The sequence below is a fragment of the Seonamhaeicola maritimus genome, assembly GCF_008056315.1.
Lineage (GTDB): Bacteria > Bacteroidota > Bacteroidia > Flavobacteriales > Flavobacteriaceae > Seonamhaeicola > Seonamhaeicola maritimus.
In genome coordinates this window covers 2,325-16,265 of sequence record NZ_VRKQ01000006.1, presented here as the reverse complement: position 1 = coordinate 16,265, position 13,941 = coordinate 2,325, and the positions used below count along the sequence as shown (strand labels likewise).

The 13,941-nt window shown below is 36.3% G+C and carries 2 protein-coding genes; both read left to right on the top strand.

Annotation, left to right across the window (positions count from 1 at the left end; all coding sequences use genetic code 11):
• Positions 1 to 7 precede the first annotated feature (7 nt).
• Positions 8 to 5,740: a T9SS type B sorting domain-containing protein gene (locus FUA22_RS00070; protein ID WP_147765461.1), complete on the top strand. Its 5,733-nt coding sequence runs from the start codon at positions 8 to 10 to the stop codon at positions 5,738 to 5,740.
• Positions 5,741 to 6,449: 709 nt separating this feature from the next.
• Positions 6,450 to 13,941, top strand: a 7,492-nt coding sequence (locus FUA22_RS00065) for a BspA family leucine-rich repeat surface protein (RefSeq protein WP_170309806.1), incomplete at its 3' end; no start/stop codon positions are given.

Here is a 13,941-nt window from a genome sequence, read left to right as displayed (position 1 = left end):
AATTTCTATGCAATTACTTTTAAGAAGATTATTAGGTGATTTATGTATTAAAAGCTATGGCAAGTTGCAAGCGCACAAGTATCTCATTACCTGTGTGCTTTTCCTCTTTATAGGTGTATCCGCTCATGCCCAACAAATAACAACGGATAGTTCCATCTCATTAGAGCAATTAATACTTAATAATTTAGCGCAGGGTTGTATTGAGATTTCCAATATCTCTTCTTCCGTAAATGGGGTGTCTAGTGGTTTTGAAAGCTATGGTTATTTTGAGAGGGCGTCTTCTAATTTTCCATTTCAGAATGGTATAGCATTATCCACTGGTAATATAAACTCTGCAGGAAATACTTTGAACACGGCTATACTAAATGAAGGTAATACTGGTTGGGGTACTGATCCAGATTTGGAAAGCGCATTAAATATCACCAATACACTTAACGCCACTTCTATAGAGTTTGATTTTGTATCATTTTCTAACCAAGTGCAGTTTAATTATTTATTGGCCTCAGAAGAATATTTGCTTAATAACCCCTGCAGTTATGCAGATGGTTTTGCTTTTTTAATTAAAGAAGCAGGAACGCTCGATCCTTATGAAAACATAGCCCTTATTCCAAACACCACTATTCCTGTTAATACTACAACCATTCATGATGAAGTGGTAGGAGAGTGTCCAGCGGAAAACGAGAGTTTTTATGAGGGGTCTAATTTGGGAGATACCAATTATAATGGAAGAACCGTGGTATTAAGTGCTAATTACGGAATCACTCCTAATGTTAAGTATCATATCAAATTAGTAATTGCAGATCAATCTGATGAAAATTATGACTCCGCAGTATTTATTGAAGGGAATAGTTTTAATGCTTCGGTAGACTTAGGACCTGACATCGAAACTTGCGCTACTCAGGTAGATTTAAATGGTGATATTAATAATAATTTGGCAACATATGCTTGGTATCATAATGGTGCTCTCATACCTAATGAAACTAGTCCAAACCTTACAGCAACCGCTTCAGGAACCTATAAAATAGAGGTTACCATATTGGTTAATAATACGCCCTGTGTTATTGAAGATGAAGTAGTTGTTACCCTGCAAACAGAACAGGAATTAATTAATATTTCAAACTATGTTTTGTGTGATGATAGTACGAATGATGGGGTAGAATCTTTCGTGTTGAATAGCAAGAATAGTGAGGTTTATAATTGGCTGCCTCCGTCAGATTATAGTATTAGTTATCATTATAATCAGGAAGACGCGGAAAGCCATGTAAATGCAATAACTACAACGGTTCAAAACACTTCAAATCCACAAACTATTTATGTTAGAGCTGAAGATAATAACAATGGCTGTATTACCTTCTTTTATTTTGATTTAATTGTTAATGAAGCGCCGGAAATTAATGAACCTACTCCTATAGTGGTTTGTGATGATTTGGAAGAGCAAGACGGCATTACCACTATAGATTTATCTCAGGCTAATGAGGAGATTAGAGGAGATGATACTACCATTCAAATCACCTACCATTACACACAACAAGATGCTAATTCTGGATATTTTCCAATTTATAATTATTATACCAATGTTAACCCTACAGATACTATGTATGTGCGGGCGTACAATCCGTATACGGGGTGTTACACTACCACAACTATTGAGGTTACTGTAAAAACCAACCCTACTTTAAATACAGAAAATAACTATATAAATTATTGTATAATTGATGAAGATGGTTTTGAGGTTTTTGATTTAACAGAAATTATTCCTAATGTATTAAATGGTATAACAGCCGTTACTGCTACATTTCATGAAAACGAAACAGATGCCTTAAATGGCAGTAATGCCATAGCAGATGCCTCAAATTATACTAATATTGTGGCTTTTTATCAGCGAGTTTGGATAAGGGTTGAAGATGATGACACCGCATGTTTTTCTGTTACGCATGTAGATTTGCATATAAACTTGGTAGAATATGGTTTTGATGGTGATAGTTATGTTTTATGTGATGATTCCTCAAATGATGGTCAGGAATTTTTTAACCTAAAAGACATTGAAAATGAGATTGCTCAGGAATGGGGAAATCTAGATTTTGTATTTTACGAAAGTCAGGACGATTTAGATAATGGAATCAATCCATTGGATAAAAATGATCCCTATCTGGTCACTTCTAGTCCAACAGTGTTATATACCAATGTGGCAGATGGCGAGTGTAAGGTAGATTTTTTGGTGAACTTAATAATAAATCCAGCGCTGGAACTTCCCGATGTAGATAGCGTAGATTATTGTGATACGGATACCGATGGTTATACCTCCATAATACTAGAAACTTTTGATAGTACTTTTACTGAAGGTGTGAATCGGTCCGCGGTTGATTATTTTTGGACCGAAGCCGATGCTTTAAATAATGAGAATAGGTTAGGAGAAACATTCTATAATTCTAGCAATCCGCAACCACTTTATATAAGGGTTAGAACTTTAGATAGTGAGTGTGTTGCTGTTAAACCTATTACTATCAATGTAATTACAGCACCAGCTGTTAACTATCCTGAGAATATTATTATCTGTGATGACGATCAAGATGCCTATTCTGTAGTAGACTTGACCGCTGTAGTGCCTGATATAGTAAGTGATACCACAGATTTAGAAATAGAATATTTTACAGATTATTGGGAGGCATTCAACAATGAAAACCCTATAACTAATCCTGAGAGTTTTAACGCCACAAATCAACATATTTATTTTAGGGTAAAAAGCACCACTACTACATGTTTTAATATATCGTGGGTATATATAAATGTAAACACTTTACCAGTATTTACTGAGATTAGCACGTTTGAAAATTGTGAATCTGGAATTAATGGGGTTGCCGATTTCTACTTCTATTTAAAGGATGCCGAAATTTTAAACGGGCAACCTAATAAACAGGTGCTTTATTATGAAACGGCAGCCGATGCTGATGCCGGAACAAATCCCATTAACAAATGGGGAGCATACGCAAATACATCCAATCCGCAAACCATTTATGTAAGGGTTGAAAACATAACAGATGCCAATTGTTATGGCACCTCTTCTTTTGGTTTAGAGGTAGGCTCTATTCCTTTATTCAACAAACCAGAAAATATTGTGGTTTGTGATGATATTTCAAATGATGGTGTAGAAACTTTCGATTTAAATTTAAAGGTTACAGAAATAGAAGCGGGTATTGATGATAATTTAACGGTAACATTTCATACTTCGCGGTACGATGCCGAAAATGGGTTTAACCCCATTGATAATACCTTTACTAATTACACCAATCCACAACAAATTTATGGGCGTATTACTAATGGAACCTATTGCCATGGTATTACAGATTTCACAATAAGTATTGTTCAGGTACCTCAGGTAACTTTACCGGAGCCTTTAGAAATTTGTGATACAGATTATGATGGTATTACCACCTTCGATATTAGAGCAATAGAAGTAGATATATTAGACGTAAGGCAAAATAACTTGGTTATCACCTATCATTTTTCTGAGGAAGCTGCGCTCAATGATACCAACCTTATTCCAGATCCTGAGAATTATACCAATACAGAGCTGAATGAAACGGTATATATTAAAATTAACAACACCATTTCTAATTGTTACGTTATTTTACCAATAGAATTAGTAATTAATAAACCGCCCCCAATTAATGAATTTGAAAATCATGCATTTTGTCATAATGAAAACAATTATTTTGATTTAAATACTATCAATACTTTAATAGTTGATGATGACCCAGATGCCCTTATTAGTTATTATGAAAATCATGCAGATGCTGAAGCTGGTAATGCCTCTTTAAATACAGATTACACCTATAACTCATCTAATACTACTATCTATATAAGAATTCAATCAGCTTCTAAAGGATGTCATTATGTGTATCCGTTTCAACTAATTGTAAATCCACTTCCTATAGCCAACCAACCTCTTGATATGGAGGCCTGTGATGATGTGAGTGAAGATCTCAAGGAAATTTTTGATTTTTCTACTCAAAACACAACTATCTTAGGAGGACAATCAGATGATGACTTCACCATCACTTACTATGATAATGAAGCGGCGGCTATAGATGAGGTTAATATGCTAGATGCTGTTTATAATGCGGCTAGCGGACAAACCATTTATGCCAGAATAGAGAATAATGTAACAGATTGCTTTAGTATTACTTCATTCAACATTTTGGTGCATCCTTACCCCAATGAAGTACCACTAATAACTCTATGTGATGTAGACTATGATGAAACGGTAGTTTTTGATATTACGGTTAACCAAAGTATGATCCTTAACGGTGATCCTGCAAATTTCCAGATGTCTTATTTTGATGATTTAAATCTAATTGATGATGATTCCCAGGCTATTGCAGACCCTAGTAATTATACCAATCTATCAAATCCGCAAACAGTTTATATAAAAGTCTTTAATATATCAGCTAATTGTTACAACGTTATTAACCAAGAGCTTCAAGTTAATTCACCCCCGGCAATCAATAGGTTTGCTAAGCACGAAATTTGCGATAACACAAACAAAAGTTTTAACCTAGATGTGATAGATGGTATTATTGTGGATAACGACCCTGATGCACTCATTAGTTACTACGCAAATGCAACCAATGCCGAAGATGCTCAGAGCCCTCTCAATTCAAATTACACTTATGCTACAACCAGTGATACAATTTACATTAGAATTGAATCGCAATCTAGAGGTTGTCATTATGTGTACCCATTTCAATTAATTATAAATCCGTTGCCTATTGCTAATAAACCAGATGATATTGAAGGCTGTGATGATGATTACGATTATATTTTGGCATTTAATCTAGCTAATCAAAACGCTCATGTTTTAGGCAATCAGTCAGCGCAGACATTCACGGTAACATATTACAATACCCAAGCAGACGCCGATTCTAATCAAAATGTATTAGACTATGTGTATCATGTAGATACCGAAGAAGATATTTTTGCAAGAATAGAGAACAATCAAACCGGTTGCTATAGTTCCACCAGTTTTACGGCTACCGTAAGACGGAAACCCTTTTTAGATATTGGAGATCAGGTGATTTGTTTAGAAAACTTTCCTTTAATGGTAGGTGTAGACACGGGTTATGCACAAGACACCTATTCATGGAGTCCTTACGGACAAACAACACCTAATATAGATATTTCCGAAATTGGCACCTATTCGGTAACCATTACTTCTCCTTACGGATGCACTAATACACAGGAGTTTAATGTTATTGAATCTGAGCAGGCAACTATTGAGATTACAGAAACAGTAGACTTTGCAGACCCTAATAATATAACTATAACGGTAAGTGGTATAGGAGATTATTATTATCAATTAGATGATAATGAGCCACAGCGCTCTAACTTTTTCTCCAATGTACCCATTGGTCCTAGGTTAATAACGGTTATAGATGCCAACGGTTGTAATTCAGTATCTAAAGAAGTAGTGGTTATAGATGTACCTAAATTTGTTACGCCTAATGCAGATGGGTATTTTGATACTTGGCATATCACAGGGGTTAATCAATTAGAAGGTACTATTATTTATATTTTCGATCGCTATGGCAAGTTGTTAAAAACGCTTTTACATACATCTCCAGGGTGGGATGGAATTTATAACGGACATCAAATGCCATCAGACGATTATTGGTATTTAGCCGATGTGCATTATAAAGGCGACCAGTTTGAACTAAAAGGACATTTTACGTTGAAACGATAAATTAAACATGATGAGTGTCTTCATGAAATTCACAGACCTGTCTGGTTTTCAAAACCAGACTGGTCTTATTATAAAATTCTGTTAAATTAAATTAGGTTCATGTAACTACAATTAACTACAATAAGTTCTTTAACAAGGTCAAATAAATATTCACCTTTATCAAACTTAACTTGATTCAGTATCTAAAAAAAACCGAGTCTTATTTAAACATCATGTTTCTCACTCTATCGAAATGAAAAACAAGCTAATTTTATCCATAAACGCTCCATTTATTCGTTATCTCGAAATAAAATACCCAAAAGTAGGTATTGTTTTCTTTTACATAAGCACTTAAATTTACATTGCTATTAATTAGTTCTTAGGGAGAATTAAAAAGAAGTGCTGTAATAATTTTTTCAAATTATAAACGGCACTTTTTTATTTATTTAAAAATCATAAACGGCGCTTTGTTCACTTAGTTAAGTTGTTAAAAAATCTTTGTAGGAGAAGATAGTGCTATTAGTAAAGTTAAATTCATCGGTTTTTTTGACCAATTAACTCTCAAAGTCTGAATTTCACTTACATATTCATATTTTTTCAATAATTAAATAGTACTCCCTAAAGTAAATTTAATTAATGTAGCTTCCCCAAGCTATTTTACTAGTCTCTTTATAGTTGTGCACGATGCCTTTGTGTACCGTTTTTGCTATTAACCAAAACCAACCAAATTATGAGTCGTAATTACTCTCAAATTACTATTGCTTTATTTTTACTAATTAATATAAATCTGACTGCCCAAATTAATTTTGTGGAAGATACTACAGTGCCTTTTGAAGGTGTGAATGAAAGTGATGTAGTTTTTGCCGATATTGATGGCGATAATGACCTGGATGTTCTTATCAGTGGCACGAATGCTTCAAATGTAAAAGTTACTAATTTATACCTTAACGATGGATTTGGTGGTTACGCCCTTGTTGCAGGAACACCTTTTCCTGGACTTGATTACAGCGACGCCGCTTTTGCAGATATTGATGGAGATAATGATCTAGATTTAATAATTTCAGGAAGAGTTACAAACCCAAATATAGGAATTACTAAACTCTATACTAATGATGGTATTGGTAATTTTACAGAAGTAGTTGTGACGCCTTTCGACCCACTATGGCAATCAACTATTGATTTTGCGGATGTTGATGGCGATAATGATTTAGATGTTCTTCTTACTGGTACAATAACGAATACGCAATATGTTACCAAATTATATACCAATGATGGGAGTGGTGTTTTTACAGAGGTAATAGGTACACCATTTATTCCTGTTGGTTTTGGTGACTCTGAATTTGCCGATGTAGATGGCGATAATGATTTAGATGTTCTTATTACCGGTACTGGAGGGACCTTTAGTGTGTCAATAGCCTCTAGGCTTTATTCCAATGATGGATTTGGTAATTACACCCTAGTTATAGGTACACCTTTTCAAGATGTTTATGATGGTTCTGTAGATTTTGCAGATATTGATGGCGATAATGACCTTGACGTACTCATTACAGGTGTCGATGGATCACCTAGTAGTGCTAGTGTTCATCTCTACACTAATGATGGTAATGGAGTTTTTACAGAAGTTACAGGAATTCCTTTTCCACCTGTTTATTCTTCATCTGTAGCCTTCGCTGATATGGAGGGTGATAATGATCAAGATGTCTTTATTTCTGGGGCTACTGCGGCAGGATATGAAGAGGTTTTTAGTAATGATGGAAGTGGCAATTTTATTAATGTAGGTTGCTTAGATTTGGATGGGGTTACGGCAGGCTCAATTGCTTTTGCAGATGTAGATAATGATAGCGATTTAGACCTTATAATAACAGGAAATAGTGCATTGTCTCCCTGGACGGCTAGACTATACCTTAACGAATCACAAGCCGGTGGGAGCAATGGCGCTTTCATCACAACTTGGGAAACCGGGGTTGCTAATCAAAATATCACCATACCTACATTTGCAGGTGAAACTTACAATTACAATGTAGATTGGGGTGATGGCAATACAACAACAGGAGCCACAGGGAATACAAGCCATATCTATGCCGCTGCAGGGACACATCAAATTAGTATAACCGGTGTTTTTCCTCGTATCCATTTTGATACGGCAAGTATAAGTATGCAAAACGCCATAAAATCTATAGACCAATGGGGCTGTAACCAATGGACAAGCATGGTTAGGTCATTTAAAGATTGTAAAAGTTTGGTAGTGAATGCTATCGATATTCCAAATTTTACTAATGTAACCGATGTAGCTGCTATGTTTATGAATGCCACAGCTTTGGGGGGCGGTACAGGAAACTGGAATTGGGATACTAGTACAATTACTGACATGAATACCATGTTTTATAACACCACAAATTTTAATCAAGCCATTGGCTCTTGGGATACCAGTAATGTTATAAGAATGAGTAGTATGTTTCAGTTTTCTGGTTTTAATCAAAACATTAATACTTGGAATACCAGTATGGTTACCAATATGAGTACCATGTTTCAAAATGCCACAAGTTTTAATCAACCACTTAATAATTGGGATACAGGTATGGTTACCACAATGTATGCCATGTTTGATACTGCAACAAGTTTTAATCAACCTTTAAGTAATTGGGACACCTCTAGTTTAATTCAAATGGGGGCTATGTTTCAAAGCGCGAGCCAATTTAATCAAGATATTAGTGCTTGGAATATAAGCAATGTTACCACTTTGAGTAATACGTTTCGTGGCGCAAGTGTATTCAATCAACCTATTGGAACTTGGGACACTAGTAGTGTTACATATTTAGATGGGACGTTTAGAGATGCAGTCAGTTTCGATCAAGATTTGGGGAATTGGAACGTAAACAGCGTACAGTATATGTATGATACCTTTCATGGGGTTACTTTATCTACCCCAAATTATGACAGCATATTGATAAGTTGGGATGCCCAGGCCTTATTGCCACTTATCGGGTTTAATAGTTTACAAGCAGGAAACAGCAAGTATTGTGCTGGTGAAGCTGCAAGAGCCAATATGATTACCAGTGATGGTTTGCAAATTCTAGATGCAGGTAAAGCAGGAGCAACCATAATTGATTTACCAGACCCAACAGCAGAAGCCTTATATGTATTACCACCAATAACAGGTACAGGTCTTTCGGGTACAGAGCAGTATTTCACAGGACCAAATGGTACAGGAACACCTTATAACGCAGGTGATATTATTCAATTTGCAGATTTAGCTAGCTACCCCGTAACGCTTTATATTTATGATGGCCTACCGGCAACCTGTACTTCTGAAGAAAGCTTTCAGTTAACGTTAACAGCTGGTTGTGAATTCATCACCACATGGCAAACTACAACTGCCAATGAATCTATTACCATACCTACAACTGGTGCAGGCTATAACTATAACGTAGATTGGGGAGATGGAAATATAACAACAGGTGTCGCAGGTGATGCTAGTCATACTTATGTTACCGCAGGGAACCATCAAGTGACTATTTCTGGGACATTTCCAAGAATCTTTTTTGGTGCTAGTACAGCGGCTAATAGACCAAAAATTATTTCTATAGACCAATGGGGTTGTAATCCTTGGACTTCTATGAGAGATGCTTTTAAAGGTTGTGCCAATGTAATTGTAAATGCAACTGATATACCTAATCTCAATAATGTTACATCCATGCGTGAAATGTTTTCGGGTGCTACTTCTTTGGGTGGTGGCTCAGGAAATTGGGATTGGAGCACAGGAAATGTGACAACAATGGAATCTTTATTTTATGAGGCAACCAATTTTAATAAAGACATAAGTACCTGGGATATGAGTAGTGTTACAACTACAGGTGCTATGTTTATGTTTGCAACTTCATTTAATCAAAATATTGGGAATTGGGATGTTTCTAATGTTTTACAGATGAGTTACATGTTTTACGAAGCTTTAACTTTTAACCAAAACATTGATGGTTGGAATGTAGGAAACGTAACAGATATGTCATCCATGTTTCATAATGCCACTTCTTTTAACCAAACTATAGGTAATTGGAATGTCGGGAAGGTAGCACTTATGACATCTATGTTTCGAGGAGCTTCGGTTTTCAACCAACCTATTGGGAATTGGGATACCTCAAGTGTTACTTCTACTAATGCTATGTTTATGGAGGCTATTGCATTCAACCAAGATATAGGTAATTGGAATGTTTCTAATGTAGAATTTATGCAAGGTATGTTTCAATATGCGTCAGTATTCAATCAAAATATTGGTAATTGGAATACGGGTAGTGCTACATCTATGACAGGTATGTTTAATGGGGCTTCTGCTTTTAATCAAGATATCGGCAATTGGGATACCAGTAGTGTATGGACTTTTACGCTTATGTTTATGGATGCCGTTTCTTTCGATCAAGATTTAGGGAATTGGAATGTGTCTAGTCTTAATACTGCCAATAGTATGTTTACTCGTGTCACCCTTTCAACTGCAAATTATGATAGTTTACTCATAGGTTGGGATGCTCAAAATTTAAATGCTAGTGTTGGTTTTGATGGAGGGCTAAGTAAATATTGTGCTGGCGAAGCTGCTAGAACCAATATGATTACAACTGATTCTTGGAATATTACAGACGGTGGTTTTGCAGGCGGTGCTGTAAATGATTTAGCAGACCAAACCGCTACGAATAGCTTTACACTACCAGCCATTACAGGTACAAACCTATTAGGCAACCAAGCTTATTATACAGGCCCAGGAGGTACAGGTGCTATGTACAATGCAGGCGATGTGATTAATTATGCAGATTTCCCTTCGTACCCAATAACGCTATACATATACCAAAGCTATAGCCCTAGCTGTAATTCTGAACAGGATTTTCTGCTAACTATTGAGGATCCAGCTTGTGCTTTTATCACCACATGGCAAACCACAACAGCAAATGAGTCTATTGCTATTCCAATAAATGGAACTATTGGAACTATCGATTGGGGAGACGGAACAATAACCAATGATGGATCAACTGCTCATACTTATGTTGCAGCAGGAACTTATCAGATATCCGTTTCAGGACAATTAACAGGTTATAATTATAATGCTGTTTCAGTTCCTAAAATTCTTTCAGTAGAGCAATGGGGATGTAGTCAATGGGTGAGTATGGGCTTTGGTGGTTGTGTAAATTTAGTTGTTAATGCATTAGACACACCAGATTTATCCAATGCTACCTCTTTGGGGGCTGCGTTTAATAATTGTACTGCCTTAGGAGGAGGAACTGGTAATTGGAACTGGGATACAAGTACTATAACAGACATGAGTTATATGTTTCTCAATGCCACAAACTTCAATCAAAATATTGGAAGTTGGAACACAGCAAGTGTAACCAATATGCGGGATATGTTTAACGGGGCTTCTAGTTTTAATCAAAATATTGGCGCTTTAAATACAGCTAATGTGCTTAACATGCGTAATATGTTTCAAAATGCTTCTAGCTTTAATCAGGATATAGGTACTTGGAACACGAGTAATGTAACCAGTATGTTTGGAATGTTTCAAGAAGCAACAAGTTTCAATGAGAATATAGGAAATTGGGATACCGGTAATGTTACTATCATGCGTTCTATGTTTGAGGGTGCTATTAACTTTAATCAGAATATAGGAGCATGGAATACGTCTAGCGTTACTATTATGACAGCTATGTTTTATGGAGCTTCATCTTTTAATCAAGATAATGGGGGTTGGGATACGAGTAATGTTACTAGTATGCTTGCTATGTTTTACGAAGCTGTAAGTTTTGATCAGGATTTAGGAAACTGGAATGTAGAAAATTTAGTTGATGCCTCAAATATGTTTTTGGAAGTGACTCTATCTACTCAAAATTATGATAGCCTACTAATTGGCTGGGATGTCCAAAACCTAAACCCAAATGTTAGTTTTCATGGTGGTTTTAGTCAATATTGTGCAGGAGAAGCCGCTAGAGCCAATATGATTAGCTCTGATAATTGGAACATTCAAGATGGTGGTTTTGCAGGGTCTACCATAATAGATTTAGCAGACCAAACCACTATAGATAGTTTTACATTTCCCGCAATTACAGGGACCAATTTATCTGGTGCAGAAGCCTATTACACTGGACCTGGAGGTACAGGAACTTCTTACAGTGCAGGTACTGTAATTAATTATGCAGATTTACCAGCATACCCTGCTACGCTTTATATTTATGATAGTGTGTATCCCGGTTGTAGCGCTGAGCAAGATTTCCTTTTAACCATTACATCAACTTTAGATGCTTTTATAACTACTTGGAAAACAGATAACCCTGGAACCTCCAATAACAACCAAATTACCATACCAACCAATGGGGGTGGGTATAACTATACAGTAGATTGGGGAGATGGTAATGTTACTACAGGGCATACAGGTGATGCCACACATACCTATGCTACACCTGGAACTTATACCGTTAAGATTACGGGAGATTTTCCATCTATTTTCTTTAATGATGGCGGTGATAAAGAAAAAATATTAACTATAGAGCAATGGGGTAATAACCCATGGGTATCTATGAACGCTGCTTTTTATGGTTGTATTAATCTACAAGGTAATTTTACCGATAGCCCAGATTTATCAAATGTAAGTAATATGGCACTCATGTTTTGGGATGCCTCTTCTTTTAATCACCCTATAGGTAATTGGGATGTGAGTAATGTAACGGATATGGAATTTATGTTTACAAACGCTACAGCCTTTAATCACGATATTAGTACTTGGAATGTAAGCAACGTTACAAATATGGAGGCCATGTTTTGGGGGGCGTCATCATTTAATCAGGATATTGGTGCTTGGAATGTAGGTATGGTTACTGATATGAGTGCCATGTTTTATGATGCCATTTCCTTTAACCAAAACCTAAATGCCTGGGATGTAGGATCTGTCACCGAAATGGAATTTATGTTTAGAGGTGCCGAGGTTTTTAATCAGCCTTTAGGAAATTGGAATGTTAGCAATGTCATTACTATGCGGGGTATGTTTAATATTGCTACTGTTTTTAACCAGCCTTTAGGTGCCTGGGATGTAAGTAGTGTTACAGATATGGCTTATATGTTCGCTATAGCAAGTGCCTTTAATCAAGATATAGGCTTATGGAATGTTGCCAATGTAACAGATATGGAAGCTATGTTTAATGCAACACCATTTAATTACAATATAGGGGCTTGGAATGTTGCTAATGTTAATAACATGCGTTATATGTTTATGCTGGCATCTGCTTTTAATCAAGACATAGGAGCTTGGAATGTTGCTAATGTAACAGATATGGAAGCTATGTTTGCTTGGGCCTATGCTTTTGATCAGGATTTAGGAAATTGGAATGTTAGTAATTTAACCAATGCCACAGATATGTTTTTGGAGGCAACATTGTCTATACCAAATTATGATAGTCTGCTTATTGGTTGGGATGCCCAAAATTTATTATCTACTGTTAACTTTCATGGCGGTTTTAGTAAATACTGTTTAGGAGAAGCAGCAAGAGCCAATATGATAGCCTCAGACGGCTGGACTATAGTTGATGGTGGTTTTGCAGGTGCCACCATTGTAGATTTAATAGATCAAAACGTTGTAGATAGTTTTACATTTCCCGCCATTACTGGAACTAACTTATCAGGTACTGAGACTTATTATACAGGCATGGGAGGCACAGGAGACGTGTATCATGCTGGCGATGTTATTAATTATGCAGATTTCCCATCATATCCGGTGACCATATATATTTATGATAGTGTAAGCCCAGGTTGTAATGATGAACAGGACTTTTTATTAACTATTACCTGTAGTACAATCTGGTATGCCGATACTGATGGCGATGGTTTTGGGGACGCCACAAATAGTATTCAATCTTGTACAGCGCCAGTGGGTTATATTGCTGATAATACAGATTGTGATGATACTAATAATACGGTGTATCCAGGAGCTCCAGAACTTTGTGACGGACTGGACAATAATTGTGATGGCGTCATTCCTCCAGATGAAATAGATGATGATGGTGATGGGTATTCAGAATGCCAAGGCGATTGTGATGACACCAATGCTACTGTTTATCCAACAGCACCAGAGTTGTGTGATGGTCTAGATAATAACTGTGATGGCACTATAGACGAAGGCGTTACTATTACCTATTATGCAGATACCGATGGTGATGGCTATGGTGATGCATCAGACACTGTACAAGCATGTT

Excerpts from the sequence above, each read along its gene's own strand:
- FUA22_RS00070 (WP_147765461.1), top strand. The coding sequence starts at position 8 with ATGCAATTACTTTTAAGAAGATTATTAGGTGATTTATGTATTAAAAGC.